The organism is Bacillus sp. VA13 (genome assembly GCF_055710085.1).
Genome location: NZ_JBVQPP010000001.1, coordinates 754,688 through 772,089 on the forward strand (window position 1 = coordinate 754,688; position 17,402 = coordinate 772,089).

21 protein-coding genes and 1 pseudogene are annotated in these 17,402 nt (G+C 42.6%); 8 read left to right on the top strand and 14 right to left on the bottom strand.

From position 1 onward, the window contains the following. Positions 1 to 61 precede the first annotated feature (61 nt). The 4 genes from ilvD to AC0C66_RS03700 form a co-directional block, all read right to left on the bottom strand. Complete coding sequence (gene ilvD, locus AC0C66_RS03685) at positions 62 to 1,738, bottom strand: dihydroxy-acid dehydratase (RefSeq protein ID WP_014114146.1); 1,677 nt, start codon at positions 1,736 to 1,738, stop codon at positions 62 to 64. Between the two features lie 290 nt (positions 1,739 to 2,028). Continuing rightward, positions 2,029 to 3,162: a conserved virulence factor C family protein gene (locus tag AC0C66_RS03690; RefSeq protein ID WP_061187673.1), complete on the bottom strand. Its 1,134-nt coding sequence runs from the start codon at positions 3,160 to 3,162 to the stop codon at positions 2,029 to 2,031. A 59-nt stretch (positions 3,163 to 3,221) separates the two neighbouring features. Continuing rightward, on the bottom strand, positions 3,222 to 3,839 hold the full coding sequence (locus AC0C66_RS03695) for an HD domain-containing protein (RefSeq protein ID WP_088679234.1): 618 nt from the start codon (positions 3,837 to 3,839) through the stop codon (positions 3,222 to 3,224). A gap of 12 nt (positions 3,840 to 3,851) precedes the next feature. After that, entirely contained in the window at positions 3,852 to 4,334 is a 483-nt protein-coding gene (locus AC0C66_RS03700) for a glutathione peroxidase (RefSeq protein ID WP_014114149.1), read from the bottom strand. A 355-nt stretch (positions 4,335 to 4,689) separates the two neighbouring features. Here AC0C66_RS03700 and metA point away from each other — a divergent pair, with 355 nt between their 5' ends. The 4 genes from metA (at position 4,690) to cspD (ending at position 7,417) form a co-directional block, all read left to right on the top strand. Further along, positions 4,690 to 5,595 (top strand): homoserine O-acetyltransferase MetA, encoded by a 906-nt coding sequence (gene metA / locus AC0C66_RS03705; RefSeq protein ID WP_041520985.1) that lies wholly within the window; start codon positions 4,690 to 4,692, stop codon positions 5,593 to 5,595. A gap of 230 nt (positions 5,596 to 5,825) precedes the next feature. Then, positions 5,826 to 6,974, top strand: coding sequence for a diglucosyl diacylglycerol synthase (locus AC0C66_RS03710; protein ID WP_088679235.1), 1,149 nt, complete (start codon positions 5,826 to 5,828; stop codon positions 6,972 to 6,974). Positions 6,975 to 7,054: 80 nt separating this feature from the next. Then, the gene (locus AC0C66_RS03715; protein ID WP_120698826.1) at positions 7,055 to 7,201 is read left to right on the top strand and encodes a hypothetical protein; all 147 of its coding nucleotides are present in this window, start codon (positions 7,055 to 7,057) and stop codon (positions 7,199 to 7,201) included. A 15-nt stretch (positions 7,202 to 7,216) separates the two neighbouring features. Further along, positions 7,217 to 7,417: a cold-shock protein CspD gene (gene cspD, locus AC0C66_RS03720; protein ID WP_003153604.1), complete on the top strand. Its 201-nt coding sequence runs from the start codon at positions 7,217 to 7,219 to the stop codon at positions 7,415 to 7,417. A 51-nt stretch (positions 7,418 to 7,468) separates the two neighbouring features. Here the strand turns inward: cspD and degR are convergent, their stop codons facing one another. Beyond that, the gene (degR, locus tag AC0C66_RS03725) at positions 7,469 to 7,651 is read right to left on the bottom strand and encodes a transcriptional regulator DegR (RefSeq protein ID WP_003218247.1); all 183 of its coding nucleotides are present in this window, start codon (positions 7,649 to 7,651) and stop codon (positions 7,469 to 7,471) included. Positions 7,652 to 7,806: 155 nt separating this feature from the next. Between degR and AC0C66_RS03730 the strand changes: the two genes are divergently transcribed. Then, positions 7,807 to 8,076 carry a DUF2564 family protein gene (locus AC0C66_RS03730; protein ID WP_072182324.1) on the top strand — a complete coding sequence of 90 codons (270 nt, stop codon included), beginning with the start codon at positions 7,807 to 7,809 and terminating at the stop codon, positions 8,074 to 8,076. A 28-nt stretch (positions 8,077 to 8,104) separates the two neighbouring features. On the opposite strand, the gene AC0C66_RS03735 is transcribed toward AC0C66_RS03730, so the two are convergent. Together AC0C66_RS03735 and AC0C66_RS03740 are read right to left on the bottom strand one after the other, a co-directional pair. Beyond that, positions 8,105 to 8,287: a zinc-finger domain-containing protein gene (locus tag AC0C66_RS03735; protein WP_004397944.1), complete on the bottom strand. Its 183-nt coding sequence runs from the start codon at positions 8,285 to 8,287 to the stop codon at positions 8,105 to 8,107. Continuing rightward, positions 8,280 to 8,960 carry a ribonuclease H family protein gene (locus tag AC0C66_RS03740; RefSeq protein WP_072182323.1) on the bottom strand — a complete coding sequence of 227 codons (681 nt, stop codon included), beginning with the start codon at positions 8,958 to 8,960 and terminating at the stop codon, positions 8,280 to 8,282. The genes AC0C66_RS03735 and AC0C66_RS03740 overlap by 8 nt, the downstream gene beginning before the upstream one ends. Positions 8,961 to 9,042: 82 nt before the next feature. Here AC0C66_RS03740 and AC0C66_RS03745 point away from each other — a divergent pair. The 3 genes and pseudogenes from AC0C66_RS03745 (at position 9,043) to sspL (ending at position 10,298) form a co-directional block, all read left to right on the top strand. After that, a pseudogene (locus AC0C66_RS03745) lies at positions 9,043 to 9,731 on the top strand (queuosine precursor transporter). After that, entirely contained in the window at positions 9,731 to 10,186 is a 456-nt protein-coding gene (locus AC0C66_RS03750) for a reverse transcriptase-like protein (protein ID WP_003218254.1), read from the top strand. The pseudogene AC0C66_RS03745 and the gene AC0C66_RS03750 overlap by 1 nt, the downstream one beginning before the upstream one ends. Beyond that, a complete protein-coding gene (gene sspL / locus AC0C66_RS03755) occupies positions 10,170 to 10,298 on the top strand; it encodes a small, acid-soluble spore protein L (protein ID WP_003218255.1) in 129 nt (42 codons plus the stop codon). Before AC0C66_RS03750 ends, sspL begins: the two co-directional genes overlap by 17 nt. A gap of 5 nt (positions 10,299 to 10,303) precedes the next feature. Here sspL and exnP read toward each other — a convergent pair whose 3' ends face one another. From exnP to AC0C66_RS03790, 7 genes are all read right to left on the bottom strand, one after another. Further along, on the bottom strand, positions 10,304 to 11,194 hold the full coding sequence (gene exnP / locus AC0C66_RS03760) for a 5'-3' exonuclease ExnP (protein ID WP_061187824.1): 891 nt from the start codon (positions 11,192 to 11,194) through the stop codon (positions 10,304 to 10,306). 100 nt (positions 11,195 to 11,294) lie between these two features. After that, the gene (locus AC0C66_RS03765) at positions 11,295 to 11,441 is read right to left on the bottom strand and encodes a hypothetical protein (protein WP_003230761.1); all 147 of its coding nucleotides are present in this window, start codon (positions 11,439 to 11,441) and stop codon (positions 11,295 to 11,297) included. Between the two features lie 74 nt (positions 11,442 to 11,515). After that, positions 11,516 to 11,773 carry a YpbS family protein gene (locus AC0C66_RS03770; RefSeq protein WP_072182322.1) on the bottom strand — a complete coding sequence of 86 codons (258 nt, stop codon included), beginning with the start codon at positions 11,771 to 11,773 and terminating at the stop codon, positions 11,516 to 11,518. Between the two features lie 64 nt (positions 11,774 to 11,837). Next, positions 11,838 to 15,419 (bottom strand): dynamin GTPase, encoded by a 3,582-nt coding sequence (gene dynA / locus AC0C66_RS03775; RefSeq protein WP_461845592.1) that lies wholly within the window; start codon positions 15,417 to 15,419, stop codon positions 11,838 to 11,840. Positions 15,420 to 15,596: 177 nt separating this feature from the next. Beyond that, positions 15,597 to 15,686 carry a Fur-regulated basic protein FbpC gene (fbpC, locus tag AC0C66_RS03780; protein WP_109491777.1) on the bottom strand — a complete coding sequence of 30 codons (90 nt, stop codon included), beginning with the start codon at positions 15,684 to 15,686 and terminating at the stop codon, positions 15,597 to 15,599. A gap of 70 nt (positions 15,687 to 15,756) precedes the next feature. Continuing rightward, on the bottom strand, positions 15,757 to 16,263 hold the full coding sequence (locus tag AC0C66_RS03785; protein ID WP_061187668.1) for an isoprenylcysteine carboxyl methyltransferase family protein: 507 nt from the start codon (positions 16,261 to 16,263) through the stop codon (positions 15,757 to 15,759). A gap of 3 nt (positions 16,264 to 16,266) precedes the next feature. Next, positions 16,267 to 17,364 carry a type III polyketide synthase gene (locus AC0C66_RS03790; protein WP_461845593.1) on the bottom strand — a complete coding sequence of 366 codons (1,098 nt, stop codon included), beginning with the start codon at positions 17,362 to 17,364 and terminating at the stop codon, positions 16,267 to 16,269. Between the last annotated feature and the right edge of the window lie 38 nt (positions 17,365 to 17,402).

Sequence of the window (17,402 nt, forward strand, 5' to 3'; positions counted from 1 at the left end):
ATAGAGAGGGCCGGATTTCAAATGTTCACGCCTTAAAATAGAAGAAAGAGTTCCCCGCTGTCTAGATTTTCATGATACCGCCGGTGTTGGCGCTTGTCACAAGTTTAGAATAACGTGCCAAGTAGCCGGTTTTCACTTTCGGTTCAAACCCTTTCCAGTTGGCTTTCCGTTTTTCCCATTCTTCCTCTGGCACTTGTACATCCAAGATACGTTTTTCAATATCAACGATGATATGGTCTCCGTTTTCAACAAAGGCAAGCGGTCCTCCCTCTGCGGCCTCTGGTGATACGTGACCGATTGAGAGTCCTCGGGAGGCTCCGGAAAAACGTCCGTCTGTAATCAATGCCACTTTCGGTCCGAGTCCCATTCCAACGATTTGAGATGTAGGCGCAAGCATTTCCGGCATGCCAGGTCCGCCTTTTGGCCCTTCGTATCGGATGATGACAACGTCGCCTTCTTTTACTTTCCGGTTGATAATGCCGTCAAGCGCCTCATCCTGAGAATCAAATACGACAGCCGGACCTTCGTGTCTCGTGATACCGTTTTGTACGCCGCCTGTTTTAATGATAGCGCCGTCTGGAGCCAGATTACCGAATAAAACAGCAAGGCCGCCCTTTTCAGTGAATGGTTGATCCAGCGGATGGATGATGTCATAATCCTTTACTTCATGTCCAGCAATGGTTTCTCCAAGTGTTTTTCCTGTAACAGTCAGCGCGTCCAAATGAAGCGCGCCTTCTTTCTTGGAAAGCTCATTCAGCGCTGCTGACACACCGCCCGCTTCATGAAGATCTTCAATAAACACATCAGATGCAGGAGCCAGCTTGGCCAAGTGCGGCACGCGCTCAGCGACTTCGTTAATGCGTTCTAAAGAGTATTCAACGCCGGCTTCGTTTGCAAGGGCAAGCGTATGAAGAACGGTATTTGTTGAACCGCCAAGCGCCATATCGAGTGCAAACGCGTTATCAATCGCTTTTACAGTGACGATATCACGCGGTTTGATATCTTTGCGAATGGTTTCCATTAATTGCGCAGCCGACTTTCTGACAAACTCTTTGCGTTCCGGTGATGTCGCGAGAATGGTTCCGTTACCCGGCAAAGCAAGTCCAAGTGCTTCGGACAGGCAGTTCATTGAGTTCGCCGTAAACATCCCAGAACAAGACCCACATGTTGGACATCCGAACTGCTCTAATTCTTGAAGTTCGTTTTCATTGATTTTTCCGGCTTGGTAAGCGCCTACCCCTTCGAATACTGAGGAAAGGGAGATTTTCCGTCCGTCACTTGTTCTTCCTGCCGCCATCGGCCCTCCGCTGACAAAAATCGTCGGAATGTTGATGCGCATTGCCGCCATGAGCATTCCCGGCGTGATTTTGTCGCAGTTCGGAATACAGACCATGCCGTCAAACCAGTGTGCGGATACAACTGTTTCCACGGAGTCAGCGATGATTTCACGGCTCGGCAGCGAATATCTCATACCGATATGTCCCATCGCGATGCCGTCATCTACTCCGATGGTATTAAATTCAAATGGTACGCCCCCAGCTTCTCTGATTGCTTCTTTTACGATTTTTCCAAACTCCTGCAAGTGAACATGACCAGGAACGATATCAATGTATGAATTACAAACCGCAATAAACGGCTTGCCAAAATCCTCTTCTTTTACACCTGCTGCACGAAGCAAACTGCGGTGCGGAGCTCTATCGATTCCTTGTGTGATCATGTTACTGCGTAATTCTGCCATGGTGATCCCCCTAAATTCTTTCAATTGTTAGATTGGATTTTATTTTAACAATTTTCAGTTTATTTTTGGGCTGTTTTTGCAAAAAGATAAAATACAGGCCGCCCTCGCCTTGATTATTTCCTTCATGTTTTTATATTTATATAGCTTTCTATCGATGTGAACCCTCCAACTATTAATATTGTTACTTACTATAAATAGTTTTCGGGTATTTTTCAACAATATTCGAAATAATTTTTATAAAAAGTGAATTCACATAAAAAAGGTGCATGATCTGCACCTTTTTCTTTCTTTTATTCACCTTTTTTTCTACTCTCTGTCATTTGTTTCCAAACAGAACCTTTTGCTTCTTCTCCATGCTCAATACGCTCAAGCGCCATTTTCACTTGAAGGCTGACCTCAAATTCGGGATCATCTTCGGCAGCGCGCAAAGCTTCAATTGCACTTTCATCGCCTACTTCGTACAGGAACATAGCCGCACGCCAGCGGACAAGCTTGCTGGAGTCGCTTAACGACTTGATCATAGCAGGAATAGCTTGAGGGTCGCCGATATCAGATAGGCAGTCTCCGGCCGTTCTTCTGACTGAGACAGCTTTGTCCTCAAGTGCTTTATACAATAGAGGAAGAACATCAGGTGTTTCAATCATTCCTAAGTACACAACAGCCTGTCTTCTGATGGACACCTTGGGATCATCCAATGCCTTTTGTAAAACCGGGATATCCTCCTCTTTCGGATCCATCTGTTCCAGATGTGCATAACGCTTTTTCCAGTCCTCATCATCCAGCATGTCGAGCGTTACTTTATACGCTTTGCGCTGTACTGCTTGTTTTGCTTCGCCCTTTCCTTGAGCGGCTGCTTCTGTCAGCCGTTTCAGCCGATCATCACTGTATGCGGCCTGAAGCTCTTCTGTCACGTCATGACCGATTTCATTAAAGTCGCCGAATCTAACGCCTTGTTCTTTCCAGGCCCGCTCAAACACAACATTTGAGGCTTCAGATCTGAGTTTTAAGATCGCCTGCTGAAAGCGTTCAGGTAAGCCGAAGCGCTCTTCCCGCTCCCCATCCGTCAATTTGACCTGCATAGGAATGCCGCTGAACATCTGTACAAAAACTTTCACCTCTCCAAAAGACTCTTGATCAGAGCGGTTTTCTTCTGCGCTTTCAGCACTTTCCATCCCAAATGCAGTGCGGACTTGCGGTAAAATGTCTTTCCAGTCGTATCTTGCATTTCGTTCAACAGCAAGAAAATCAGCGACGTGATAAACCCCTTTAATCCCTTCTATTTTAAGGATTTCCGCTATAACAGGCGGTGCGCCTTCTGCTTGATCCGGTTTATAGTTATTGCTTTTGCCCGCCGGAAGCTCTTCCGTTAAGATGACCTTCATTGTATTCGGGCTTGGCGTAGGTTCAATTGATTTTATCTTCATGATCGTCCTCCTATAGCATATCTGTGACTTATTCTATCATAGTCGCCCTAAGCCTTCTATTACGACGTTTTGGCATCAATCCCGGGTATATCTTTTTCTAATTGACGGACAAACTGAAGCATAAAATCGTGTCTTTCTTCTGCCAGTTCCCGTGCGGTGTCTGTATTCATCATATCTTTCAGCCGCAGCAGCTTATGAAAAAAATGAGCGTAGGCACTTTGATCATCTCCATAAAGGCCGTGCCCTTTTGCGCCCGCAAACATGAAAGCTCTCGCAATGCCGACAGCACCAATCGCATCAAGCCTGTCAGCGTCCTGTACGGCCTTTCCCTCAATGGAGAGCGCCCCCCCCTCAAACTTTTTCCTGTCCCGAAAGGACATCCTTGTGATAATGTGAATCACTCTGTCAGCATCCTCTTTTCCAATTCCGAAAATAACGAGCTGATCATATACTTCGCTCACAGAAAGCCTGACCGTATCAGGAAGTTTGACATCAATTAAATCATGAACCAACGCCGCTGTTTCAACGATGAACAAATCCGCGTTTTCCTTTTCTCCAATATACAAAGCAAGATCTGCAACTCTTGATACATGAAGCCAATCATGTCCAGAACTTTCGCCTGTTAGGACAGATTGCACCCATGTCCTGATTTGCTCAGCCTGCTTCAATTCCTTCATAAAAACACCTCTTTATTGCCCTAATAGCTTCATGATAACGTCTTCCAGCTCTTTCGGATTTGTATTTGGTGAATATCGGCCAACGATTTCTCCGTTTCTGTCCACTATAAACTTCGTGAAATTCCACTTGATCGCCTTAGTTCCCAGCATCCCTTTCGCGTGCTCCGTCAAATACACAAACAGCGGGTGGGCGTTTTTTCCATTTACTTCTACTTTTGAAAACATAGGAAACGTAACACCGTAATTTGTTTCGCAAAAGTCCTGTATGTCTGCCTCGTCACCAGGCTCTTGGTTCATAAATTGATTGCAGGGGAACCCTAAGATCTCCAGGCCCTCCTGCTGATATGTATCATATAACTCCTGAAGCTGCTTCAATTGGGGAGTAAAGCCGCATTTACTCGCTGTATTCACGATCATCAATACCTTTCCGGCAAAAGGCTGAAGTGTCATGTCTTTCCCTGTTATTGTACGTACCTTCATATCATATATAGACATGTAAGTCCCTCCTATGTCCCTGCTGCTGATTATTTTACCTTTTTTCTATCTCAATTCAAAATGCAAACACCATTTATCAGAACTCTTAAGAAATGAATCAAATAAGTGGTGAGCATCTGCTCATTATAAATTCATGTGGCTCATATTTTTACTTATCATTCTATAAAACAATACAATTCCCTTGTGAGATACATCATGGAAAATCATTTTACTGTGAAACCAAATGATGTATCTATGCGTTTTATTTAAAGAGTTTTCTGTTGTTTCTCCCTCAACACTTATAGATAGATTGAAAATTGGCGTGAAAATTCCTATAATGAAGAAAATCAAACGGGGAAATGATGGAGGTGGCACGTTGCCTATTAATATACCAACACACCTGCCGGCAAAACAGGTGCTTGAGAGTGAACATATATTTGTAATGGATGAAAGCAGAGCATTTCATCAGGATATCCGGCCGCAAAAAATTATCATATTGAATTTGATGCCGAAAAAAATCCAAACAGAGACTCAGCTTCTCAGATTGCTTGGAAATTCACCTTTACAGGTTCATTTTACATTTTTAATCCCAAGCACACACACGCCGAAAAATACTGCAAGAGAACACCTTGACGAATTTTACACGACTTTTTCCAATATCCGTCACAAGAAGTTTGACGGCATGATTATCACCGGTGCGCCGATCGAGCATTTGGCGTTTGAAGATGTTTCATATTGGGAAGAGCTCAAAGAGATCATGGAGTGGAGCAAAACAAATGTCACTTCAACCTTGCATATTTGCTGGGGCGCTCAAGCAGGTTTGTATTACCATTACGGTGTGGAAAAAATTCAAATGCCGAAAAAAATCTTCGGTGTGTTCGAACATTCAGTTCTTTCAAAACACGAAAGATTGGTAAGAGGTTTTGACGAGCTATACTATGTGCCGCATTCCCGGCATACAGATATAAATATGGAACAGCTTCAAGCAGTGCCCGAGTTAAATATTCTTACCGCATCGAAGGAAGCTGGGGTTTGCTTAATTGTGTCTAAAGACGAAAAACAAGTCTTTTTAACAGGGCACCCTGAATATGATACAAATACGCTTCTTCAAGAGTATGAAAGAGATCTTGAACGAAACCTTTCTACTGTCGAGGCGCCTAAACATTATTTTGCAGAAGACAGCAAGCAGCCGGTGAATCGCTGGAAAGCGCATGCGACATTATTGTTTATGAACTGGCTGAATTATTACGTTTACCAAGAAACTCCTTATGAATGGGACTAATTTTTCTTTTTTTAGTGATACGCTGAGCAAAAAATATGATAAAATACATCTGATTCAGTATGCGTATAACAAAAATTTAAAATAATGGAATCCAAATCTTTTAAAATTAGCTTAATTTTTTCACTGCATTAATAATTTGATTATGTATTTGTGTTATGTTTATGTATAGACAATAACTCCTTACGATGCATGAAGCTTGCTTGTTGTTGATTACATTGAGGTGAATTTACTTGAATACCAATAAAAGAGTATTAATTTTGACTGCAAATTACGGAAATGGACATGTGCAGGTAGCCAAAACGCTTTATGAGCAATGTGTACGTCTCGGCTTTCAGCATGTAACAGTTTCTAATTTGTACCAAGAGTCAAATCCGATTGTTTCAGAGGTAACTCAGTACCTTTATTTAAAAAGCTTCTCAATCGGGAAACAGTTTTATCGTTTGTTTTATTACGGAGTTGACAAAATCTATAATAAACGTAAATTCAATATTTACTTTAAAATGGGTAATAAACGATTGGGCGAACTTGTCGATGAACATCAGCCTGATATTATTATTAATACATTTCCGATGATCGTCGTGCCGGAATACAGACGCCGAACAGGCAGGGTCATCCCTACCTTCAACGTTATGACTGATTTTTGCCTTCATAAAATTTGGGTTCACGAGAACGTGGATAAATATTATGTGGCGACAGATTATGTGAAGGAAAAATTGCTGGAGATCGGTACTCATCCAAGCAATGTAAAAATCACCGGAATCCCAATCAGGCCACAATTTGAAGAATCCATGCCAGTGGAGCCGATATATAAAAAGTACAATCTTTCACCAAACAAAAAAGTGCTTCTAATCATGGCAGGCGCCCACGGTGTATTAAAGAACGTAAAAGAGCTGTGCGAAAACCTTGTCAAAGATGATCATGTGCAGGTGGTTGTCGTGTGCGGAAAAAACACGGCTTTAAAAGAATCTTTAAGTGCGCTTGAAGCAGAAAACGGTGACAAATTAAAAGTTCTTGGCTATGTGGAGCGCATTGATGAGCTGTTCCGGATCACAGATTGCATGATTACAAAACCTGGAGGCATTACTTTGACAGAAGCAACTGCCATCGGTGTGCCTGTCATTCTGTACAAACCCGTGCCTGGCCAGGAAAAAGAAAATGCAAACTTCTTTGAAGATCGCGGAGCTGCGATCGTCGTGAACCGTCATGAAGAGATTCTCGAGTCAGTCACTTCCCTTCTCGCAGATGAAGATACTTTACAGCGCATGAAGAAAAACATTAAAGACCTTCATTTAGCAAACTCATCTGAAGTGATTTTAGAGGATATCCTGAAGGAATCAGAAATGATGACGGTCAAACAAAAAACCAGAGCGCTATCTTAATGATGTTTTGGAGAGCACACGAAAATCGTGTGCTCTTTTTATTTATATTCATTCATTTATAAAAGCGGTTACATTTTTTTGTGAAACTTGCTCTTCTTTTGAAAAATAAGCAGTTTCGAAACTTGACGGGTGCTCCCAGATGGTGTATAGTTGAACCATCATTTAACAATGAATCAACGTTAAATGGTGACAAAATTTTTTTTAGCACACGGGTGCTACAGTACTAGGAGGAATTAAGCAATATGCAAAACGGTAAAGTAAAATGGTTCAACAACGAAAAAGGATTCGGCTTCATTGAAGTTGAAGGCGGAGACGATGTATTTGTTCACTTCACAGCTATCGAAGGAGAAGGATACAAATCATTAGAAGAAGGACAAGAAGTTTCTTTTGAAATTGTCGAAGGTAATCGTGGACCTCAAGCTTCTAATGTTGTAAAACTCTAAACTCAATACATGATGATGAGATGACAAATATAGGAGAGGCATTTGCCTCTCCTATTTGATTTTCATCTGGATCTCAATCGCCAAAATATTTTGTTTGCACCTCTGTTCAATCTCTTCAACATGTTTTTCCATTGACGGCTTCCCTTTTTTCGCGATATCCGCCAGTTCTTCTAAATCACTGTATATTTCTATAAATGTTTTGTGAAGGATCGACTTCAAGTCTTTATCATCCATAGCTGCGTTCCCCTTCTCTGCCAAGATACCTCAAATAGTAAAACAGTCCTATTTATTCTGGTTCAATAGTTATATCGGCTTATTTTCATTTTATTTTCTATTTTAGTACATAAATTTTAAAAAAACTCTGCAAAATAATTGCGGAGGTGTTTGTTGTGACTTCAGAATTTCATGATGAGGATCAGACTGGCTTTACGGATAAGCGGCAGCTGGAACTGGCGGTGGAAACAGCGCAGAAAACGACAGGAGCTGCGACGAGAGGCCAAAGCACAACATTAGTCGATTCCGCATACCAAGCCATTGAGGATGCAAGAGAACTGTCACAATCTGAAGAGCTGGCAGCTCTCGATGATCCTGAATTTGTAAAGCAGCAACAGCAACTGCTGGATGACAGCCAGCATCAGCTTGATGAATTTAAAGAATAAAAACCGCAGCTTCTGCGGTTTTTATTTTTTAGTGATTGGTTAAGACATCTCCGTATGCTTTCAGCTTTTCACCAACCGTACATTTATTAATACAAAATGAATGCGCATAGGTTTTGCCAAATTCTTTGCGAAACTGCTTCTTAATAAAACAGTCCTTGCAATATTCATCGTGCAGTTCTGTCAGTTCTTTAAAGATCATTTTCTTATCCAAGATCGTCATCTCCGTTACGGTCTAATTTCGTGTGGCTTTCTACGAATTGATGGGATAGAATTTTTTTAGCGAGCCCGTCAGCTTCCTGGTTGTCTTTCCGCTGTATGGTTTCGTAGGTTGGAGTAAGCTTCATCGATTCAAGGAGTGCGTCTATTTTGTCCAGCCATTCATTATGAGACGGATCATAGCAAGGCCAGCTGCCGTCAAGCTGATTCAGCACCACAAGCGAGTCCCCTTTGATCGTAATTGAATTTCTGCTTGCCCCAAGCTCTCTTACTTCTCTTATTGCTTCATAAAGCGCCGCGTATTCAGCTTCATTATTGGTTTTCAGCCGGAAGCTTTTATTTTTTCTCAAACGATGCCGGATTCCTCCCAATGAATAATAAATGACGATTCCGAGTCCGGCCAGTTCGCTCTCCTTATCGAAACTGCCGTCAAAATAAACAGTAATGTCATCAGGCTCTTGAGCAAGCTCCTCTGTCAGCTTTTCCAATTCCTTCAGCGACCAGCTGCCGCCTTTCTCGTCTTCGAACTCGAGTTCTTTCATGTATGGATAACGGCCAAGTTCTCTTGCGAGCATACGTGCTTGCTGTGCTGTCAGCCAGTCTTCGCCCAAAAATGAGACGGATCCCGTCCCTTTTGCTTCTATTTTCATATGCGGTCTGAGCTTCATTACAATCACCTTACCATTCATTAGTTGCCGGGCTTGTGCTATAATCAAACCAATCATACCCCGGAAAGGAAGCATTTTCATTTTGTTTAATAATTCGTTTTGGATCATTTTTGCGATCATTCATTTTATCATTGTTCTTTTATTTTATAAAGGATTTGGCAAAATGGGACTATTTGTTTGGATCGGTTTTGCGACAGTCTGCGCCAACCTTCAAGTCGTAAAAACAGTCGAACTGTTTGGCTTAACAGCAACGCTCGGGAATGTGATGTACGGCACAATCTTTTTTGCGACAGATGACTGAATGAAAAATACGGACCGGCTGAAGCCAAAAAAGCGGTATGGCTCGGATTCTCAACGCTCCTGACGCTGACATTTGTCATGCAAGGCGTGCTGCTTTTCGAACCGGCTTCCAGCGACATATCACAAACAGCACTGGAAACGATTTTCGGATTCCTTCCACGAGTCGCGTTAGGAAGTCTGCTTGCCTTTATCTTCAGCCAAACGCTGGATGTTTATGTATATTCGGCAATTAGAAGGATATTTCCTTCTGATCGGCTTTTATGGCTCAGAAACGGCGGCAGTACAGCAGTCAGCCAGCTGTTTGATACATTTATATTTACTGGTGTCGCTTTTTTCGGCATTTATCCTGCAGGCGTTTGGCTTCATATTTTTATTTCTACATATTTGATTAAGTTTGCGGTATCTTTGATTTCATTGCCTTATGCCTATGCAGCAAAAAAAATGATACCGAATGATGAAAGGAGTTCCTAATGCCTACAGAAATATATGTAGATGGCGCAAGCGCCGGTAATCCCGGACTTTCCGGCATCGGCATTTTTATCAAACATGAAGGAAAAGCAGAATCTTTCTCTATTCCAATCGGAATGCATACAAACCAGGAAGCGGAATTTCTTGCATTAATTGAAGGGATGAAGTTATGTGCAAAGCGCGGGTATCAATCTGTTTCCTTTCGAACCGATTCAGATATTGTGGAACGGGCCGCTGAGTTTGAAATGGTTAAAAATAAAACGTTTCACCCGTATGTGGAAGAAATCATCCGATTAAAAGCGGCCTTCCCTCTTTTTTTCATCAAATGGATACCGGGCAAGCAAAACCAAAAAGCCGATCATCTGGCAAAAGAAGCGATCCGGCTGAATGACAAGAATGAAATCTCGATCAATGGTCATCCTAATGACGAGGTGAACAAACATGAAAAAGAAAGATAAAGGCCGGCTGACCGGCGGTGTTACTCCGCAAGGCGATCTGGAAGGCAATACACATAATGACCCTAAAACAGAGCTTGAGGAAAGAGCCAAAAAAAGCAATACAAAACGCTAGAAGATCTACACGATCTCTCTAGCGTTCAGCTTTTCAAGCATGCGCTCAATTCCTTTGATTTGGTGGCGGCGAAGCATGTCAGCCGCCTGCTCCATTTGCAGGGTAAATAAAGCGTCTTTCAGTGTGCAGACCAGCGGAACAGAGCAATGAATTTCCGCAAGCTTCCTCGACATCTCCAAATCGCTTAAACCTTGCTGAATTTTCCCCTGCTGTCCCTTCGGAAGAAGAGAAAGATTTTCTAATAAGCGGTCAATTGTTTCATATTCACGAATCAGTTTGTAGGCTGTTTTTTCTCCGATCCCTTTGACGCCAGGATAGTTATCACTGGAATCACCCATAAGCGCTTTAATATCAATCAAAGCCTTCGGCAGAACGCCTGTTTCTTCATAAAAAGTCTCTTTTGTATAGACTTTATAATTTCCTATTCCTTTTTGGAGCAGAGCCACGCTTACTTTATCAGTTAACAGCTGAAGTAAATCTCTGTCCCCTGTTACGATCGTAATGTCAGCTTCATTCGCAAACAAAGCGGCAAGAGTTCCGATACAATCATCCGCTTCATACCCAGCAAAACCGATATTCATGATACCAAGTTCAGCGGCCGCTTCCTTTGCCAAATCAAACTGCGGGATCAGCTCCACAGGCGGTGCACTGCGGTTCGCCTTATAATCTTGGAACAGGTCATTTCGGTACGTTTTGCTTCCCATGTCCCAGCAGCAGACGACGTGTGTCGGCTGGAACGTTTCAACAGCTGTGATCAAATGCTTTAAAAATCCGTTGACGCCGTTCGTCGGCACCCCGCTGTCATTTATCATAAAGTTGCGATGCACGGCCGTGGCAAAAAACGCCCGGAATAAAAGAGCCATGCCGTCAACTAGCAATAGTTTATTATTATTCATAAGATATACTCCCTTTTCTTTCATTCTTTCTATTTTACCATAAAGCGGCGCAAAAATAAAAAACAGCATCTCTTCAGTTAGAGATACTGTTTTAATATCATCAGTCGTTGTGTCTTTTGTTGCTGGCGATCAGCTTTTCAGCTTCGCGTCCTGCGTAAGAGTCAAAATGGGTTTGAAATCCGTTTTTCTTTTTGGCATTGTTATTCGCCTGTGCATTTCTGTTTCCCAGTTTTGTTCTGCCCAACATGAATCCCCCCTTACGTCGGATACATATAGTATATGCTTCCGGCAGGAGATTCACTCGCGACAGGATCATCCAGCTTACATACGGCTTACGTATTCTCTGACCATTTCTTTTGATACAAGGCGTCTTGTAGGGACGATGCCTTTTTTGGCGAGCTGATTGATCTGCTCGGTAATTTCATTAATTGCATCTGTAGTAAAAGGCTCATCGTTTTTGCATTTTGAAACCGCTTCTTCAATGGCCATTTCACGCATGTTTTCAAGACGCATAAATGCTTTGATATGCTTGTGCTGTTTTGATGAATGTGCTGAAATTGCTTTATGTACCTCTGACATGAATCGTTCATCTCGCTTTTTTCTATTTAGTCTATCATGACTTGAAATACAAGCCAACTGAATTTTACATTTTTATTGTATGGTCTGACCTTTGCCAGGCGATACATGCTTGGTATGCCTTTTCAATCTCTTTCGCATGTTCCCCTTCCCCATATCCACCTAAATACGTGTCTTTTTGATCCTTTATTTGTTCCATTGCTTTTTCAGCCATATCCTCCTGTAAACGACTGAGATGATCTGTGTAATGAGAGATAAGGCTTTCTTCTTCGTTTTTCACCCAATCCTCTGTGATTTTCGTGAGTTTCATCCGAACAGCTTCGATGAAGGCCGCTTTTCCTTTCTGTTCAAAAAACTGCTTCGGTGATTTGATCTCTTTTTGTTCCTGCTCAAAGGCACGTTCGTCTAATTCAGGTTCGACTTCCTTAAGCTGTATGCCGTTCGAACGCTGATCACCCGCATAAATGGAAAAATAACCATCCTCGTTTAATGTTTTTTGAAAGCTTTCCAGCCACTCTTCGGCAATATGCCGCTCGATGAAACCGCTCATGCGTACATCAAGCGTTTTGATTTCCTGAACATATTCAAACTGATATTCATGTAAGGCGGTTGTCATCGCCTTGCCGACGTTCTTTTTCCAATCTCCGTTCTGAAGCCCGGGATGAAATGCCGATTTTAATAAATCATTTGCAAAAAAGGATAATCGCTGTGTAATGTGATAAAGCTGCTCTTTTGTGTCTTTTTTTACTTTCTCAATAATGGTTTCTGAGTTCCGCCGTTTCTCGATCTCGGCTGCAGTCCGCTCAAATGACAGCATAAGGCGCTGTTTCTGTGCTTCCTTTTCCTCCCTGGACTGATGCTGGGATTGGTGAAGCTGGAAAACAGTTTCGCATAGTTTGTCTGCTTCCGAACTGAGCTGTGCAGCTGATGCTTTTTTTACATCCACTTCAATAAATCGGTCTAAGTGTTTTCTTACTTTCGGGAACTGGTTATAAAATGATTCCGGTTTGCCGAGCAGTTCCTCTTTACTTGATACAGTAAAGAGCTGCGGTTCATGAATCCCCTCTTTTACAAGCTCTGCGCTGACATAATCGGTCACTGTTTCGAGCTCTGTTTTATCTTTCGCAAGGTCTGCCGCATTAATGACGAAAAACATTTTATCCATACTGAGCGATTCTTTTACCAGCCCGAGCTTTCGCAAAAATGAACGGTCTCCTTTCGAGAAGGAATGCTGATAATAGGTCATATAAAAAAACGCATCGGCATCTTTAATATATTGGAACGCCAGCTCTGTATGCCGTTTATTCATGCTGCTCGCGCCGGGCGTATCAACGATCGTAATCCCTTTTTCAGTCAGCGGACATGTATAATAGACTGTTACCTCTTTCACAGCGCAGGCCGTTGTCTCCTCTGCCACATAGGGTTTTAATTCAGACAGCGGAATTGTTAATTTTTTTTGTTCCTGTATATATTGCTGAACCTTTTCGTATGCAAGCAGGAAATTGCTGATCAATTTGATATGTTCTTCCGGCAGCCGGCTTTTTTTGACTGCCTTTTCCCATTTCTCTGTGAAAGAACGGCCTGCTGGTTCTTCTTTTATTCCGGTGAGCTGTAAAATTTCAGCCGTTATGTCATCTTCCGTCTTAAACACCACATCCGCCGTCTTGTTTATATTTCCATTGGTTGGTTTTGTAATTTTGTTAATTGTCGCTGTGGTTGGCGTTGGTGAGGATGGCAGCACCCTTTCGCCGACAAGCGCATTGGCAAATGATGATTTCCCCGAGCTGAAGCCTCCAAAAAGCGCAAGTGTAAATTTCCGTTCTTCAAGCCTTTTAATTCTTTCCCGAAAGGCTGAAGTTTGCTTTGATAACATGCTGTATTCGCCTAAAAGGTCAGACAAGATGTGAAAGCGTTTGATTTGGTCTTGAAGCGGCAGCTCTTGCTCCATTTTGATTTCTGGTTTCTGCATCGACTGCTGCGTCTGCCGGTCTTGGCTTCGTTTCTGTTTTGGAGCCGCTACTATTTTTTTCTTCGTTTTAAACCAGTCGGTGTCTATGTGCATCGGGTATGCGGACTTCTCTTCCCAAATGGCCCACATGCAATCAGCTTTCTCGCGGGCATTATTCTCTAAACGGGCCTGTTCTTGGAGGTGGGAGAGTTTTTCTGATTCCTGGATGAGACTGCCATTGATGGTTTGCAAGTCTTTGGAAACACGCTCTTTCACCATCGCGGTAAGCGCCTTTATGATGTCTGCCGCTTTTCTTTTCGCCTCTTTGCGGATGAGCTCTGCCAAGTCTTTTGTATATTGCAATACATATTCAGAGGAAAGAGCTGCACCTTGCTTGACCGCGCGCTCAATGATGTCAATTTCAAGCGGGGTGCGATAGGCCTGAATCAGCTGTTCACTTTCAGCTGTATGAACATCAAATGACTTGGCGAGTTTATGGAACGTGTCTATTATGTGCCAATCCGCTTCGGCCTCTGTTCGTTTTTTCACATCAGAGAAAAAAGCATTCCTTCTTCTATCTCTTTCCTGTGCAGTTTTTCCTTTAGAAAAGAAAAAACCGGTTTTAAAAGAAGGCTCTCGCGATTCTAGGAATGCAGCTGCCAACTCACGCATGTCAAAGGGGGTCAGATTGGCGTTTTTTAAAATGCGATTGACTTCTTCCTGCATCCTGTTTTCTGCCTCAGTCGCTTGTTTTGCCGCCTCATCCAATTGATCACGCAGCGATTGGACCAGATCAGTTTGTGTATCAAGCTGTTCAGCAAAGGTTGGACCGTCTGTTTCGTCTTTCAAAAGGATTTCCGTATGTTCCTTCAGCAGATTACGGACTTTTTGTTCTGTTAAAGCCTGCAAATTGCTTTTTGTTTGCTGTTCTATTCTTCTTAATTCTTCTCTCAGGACCCCAATCTGATTGAACGGGTGGTTCAGTTCTGTCACTGACGTAAAATAAAGTGATTCCTTTGAAATGCCTTCATTGCAAAGCATCTCCTCTACCTGTGCTTTATAGTCTCCGAAGTGTGTCTCCGCCTCATCGTGGCGGTCAATTTGATTGACGATAAAATAAACATTCTGAATGCTTTCTTTTATCGACCTGAGAAACTTTACATTTTCCTCAGAGTGCACGTGATTATAGTGAACGACGTAAAACAACGCATCCGCCTGATGAAGAATAGACGCCGCTGATAGAAAATGGGCATCATCTGTTGAATCAATCCCAGGGGTATCAATATACGCAACCCCAGAATCGATCTCAGTATACCGGTCAAAAATTTCAACGCTTTCAATCTGCTCCCCATCTTTGCAATATTGCTGCACCTTGTCTTTCTGGTAAGCCCCCTCCAGCTCAGCACACGCTCCGTCTGTTGTATGAAGCCGAACACGCTTTTCCCCGTTTCTGATCACAACAAGGTTAGCGCTTGTCGGGATCGGGCTTGTCGGCAAAATATTCTCCATTAACAGGCAGTTCAGCAGTGACGATTTGCCCGCTGAATAATGCCCGGTAAACGCAATATAAACCTCTCCATCTACCGCTTTTTTCATGACTGCAGCCAGTTTAGCAGCTCTTTCTTCATCTTGATTCTCGATGAATTGCTTATAAAGTTCCCCTGTTTTGTGCAAAAGCTCTTTTCTGTTATGTTCTGTCATAAATCTGAACCCCTTTGTGCCGTTTCAATTGTGAATCTTTTTCGAAAGATCTGAATACATTCCTCTTTCATTTTACACAAGAATGAGCCAAATTTCTTTAAGAGAATAGAAAAAAGCTGCCATTACGGCAGCTTCTATAAAAGAAAATCTGCAACTTTGACAAGTTCCAGATTCATTTTAAACAGATTTATTAGAGATTCCTTTTAATACAAAACCAATTAATATACTATATGTACAAACCGCCCCAAGCAAAAACAGCATTGTCATTTGCTTCACCATCCTGATTGAGAATCTTTTTCAAATTCATTTTAACATGGATGAGAATGATTTTCAATCTCTATTTTATACTGTATTCCTCTAATGCTTTGTCTTCTGTACGTATCCTGACGGTTAACAACACGGCGTTGACAATGGAAAACAGACACATGGTGACGTACGCTTGGTACAGCAGCGGAATCAATAAGATTTCTAATATAACAACGGTATAGTTTGGATGCTTCATCCATTTATAAGGGCCTTTTTTTACAAGCTCCGCACCTGGAACGACAAGGATTTTCGTATTCCAATATGCTCCTAAGGAACAAAGTGCCCAATACCGTACTGCCTGCACGCTTAAAATAGCCGCAGCGATACAGATCCACCAGCTTGACGGCTGTTTGTTCATCAGCAGCACTTCCGCAATTAAAGACAGGAAAAAAAGGATATGCATGATGATGATATACGGATAGTGGCTCTCGCCGAATTCGATCGCCCCTTGTTTCTTTACCTTTTGTTCGTTTTGTCTGGCTACTGCCATTTCAGCTGCTCGTTGAGCAATGAGAATGGCGATTAACAACCAAAACATGAATCAAGCCCCCTTTTCCCAGCTGAATAACAGCAGCTCTGATGAAAATCCCGGCCCTAGTGCGCCAATCAGTCCCCGTTCTGCTTCTTTTTTATGTCCGTTCAGCAGATGCTCTTTGATCACATACAATATTGTGGCTGAAGACATATTTCCGTGCATTTGCAATATGCTTTGTGCAGATAAAAGCTTTTCTGATGACAGCTCAAGACTTTTGATGTATGCATCGATCACTTTCTTTCCGCCTGGATGTGCCAAAAAAACACTGATATCTCTGAATGACAGCTGATGTTTGTCTAAAAAAACCTGTACATTCGTTTTGAGCCATTTTTCCACCAAAGTCGGAATATCTCTTGAGAAAATGACTTTGAATCCTTGATCAGTAAAGTCCCAGCCCATAACATCTTCTGATTGTTTCATCAACACAGATTGAGAATCTGTTATCTTCGGTACAAGCTTCAGTTTTGATGTCCTGCGGTCCGCCTTCTCTCCGCATAATAATGCTGCGGCAATGCCGTCGCCAAAAAGCGAAGTGCCGATAAGATTGCTTTTCGTTTTATCTTCCGGCTGGAATGTCAGGCTGCACAGCTCAGCAGCAATGACGAGCACGAAAGCCTCAGGATACGCTTTGCAGTATTCGGCTGCGCGCGCTAGTCCGCTGGCTCCTCCTGCACAGCCGAGACCCCAAAGCGGAATCCGCTTCGTATTTGGAGAAAACGGGAGTTCATTCATGAGCCGCGCATCGATGCTCGGTGTGGAAAGGCCCGTGCTGGAGACGAAAAAAACAGCATCCACTTTCTCATAAGGGATGGCTTCTTGAAAAAACTCAGGATGAGAGAGGCACTCGCGAACAGCCTCACTACTGTGCTTAAGTGCTTCTTCTATGTATATTTGATTTTTTTCTTCGAAGCTGTGACCCTCTTTATACCATTCAATCGGCTTGACAAATTGTCTTGAGTGGATTTGCCCATTTTTAAATGAGGTTAACAGCCGGTCAATATCTTTAAAGGAATGCTGAAACATATAGCGGGCGAACTCAGTCGCTCTCTCTTGGTTTACATCGTACGCAGGAAGACTTGTTCCGATGGATAAAATAAACGCCATGCGATCACCTCTTTGCATACATTGTGCCGCAATGATCT

Coding starts and splice junctions, on each gene's coding strand:
- AC0C66_RS03690 (WP_061187673.1), bottom strand. CDS start 3,162: ATGAAGATAAAATCAATTGAACCTACGCCAAGCCCGAATACAATGAAG.
- AC0C66_RS03790 (WP_461845593.1), bottom strand. CDS start 17,364: ATGGCGTTTATTTTATCCATCGGAACAAGTCTTCCTGCGTACGATGTA.
- dynA (WP_461845592.1), bottom strand. CDS start 15,419: ATGACAGAACATAACAGAAAAGAGCTTTTGCACAAAACAGGGGAACTT.
- AC0C66_RS03700 (WP_014114149.1), bottom strand. CDS start 4,334: ATGTCTATATATGATATGAAGGTACGTACAATAACAGGGAAAGACATG.
- cspD (WP_003153604.1), top strand. CDS start 7,217: ATGCAAAACGGTAAAGTAAAATGGTTCAACAACGAAAAAGGATTCGGC.
- AC0C66_RS03695 (WP_088679234.1), bottom strand. CDS start 3,839: ATGAAGGAATTGAAGCAGGCTGAGCAAATCAGGACATGGGTGCAATCT.
- AC0C66_RS03740 (WP_072182323.1), bottom strand. CDS start 8,960: ATGAAGCTCAGACCGCATATGAAAATAGAAGCAAAAGGGACGGGATCC.
- fbpC (WP_109491777.1), bottom strand. CDS start 15,686: ATGACAATGCTGTTTTTGCTTGGGGCGGTTTGTACATATAGTATATTA.
- AC0C66_RS03765 (WP_003230761.1), bottom strand. CDS start 11,441: ATGTTGGGCAGAACAAAACTGGGAAACAGAAATGCACAGGCGAATAAC.
- degR (WP_003218247.1), bottom strand. CDS start 7,651: ATGGATGATAAAGACTTGAAGTCGATCCTTCACAAAACATTTATAGAA.
- AC0C66_RS03785 (WP_061187668.1), bottom strand. CDS start 16,263: ATGTTTTGGTTGTTAATCGCCATTCTCATTGCTCAACGAGCAGCTGAA.
- sspL (WP_003218255.1), top strand. CDS start 10,170: ATGAAAAAGAAAGATAAAGGCCGGCTGACCGGCGGTGTTACTCCGCAA.
- ilvD (WP_014114146.1), bottom strand. CDS start 1,738: ATGGCAGAATTACGCAGTAACATGATCACACAAGGAATCGATAGAGCT.
- AC0C66_RS03750 (WP_003218254.1), top strand. CDS start 9,731: ATGCCTACAGAAATATATGTAGATGGCGCAAGCGCCGGTAATCCCGGA.
- exnP (WP_061187824.1), bottom strand. CDS start 11,194: ATGAATAATAATAAACTATTGCTAGTTGACGGCATGGCTCTTTTATTC.
- AC0C66_RS03770 (WP_072182322.1), bottom strand. CDS start 11,773: ATGTCAGAGGTACATAAAGCAATTTCAGCACATTCATCAAAACAGCAC.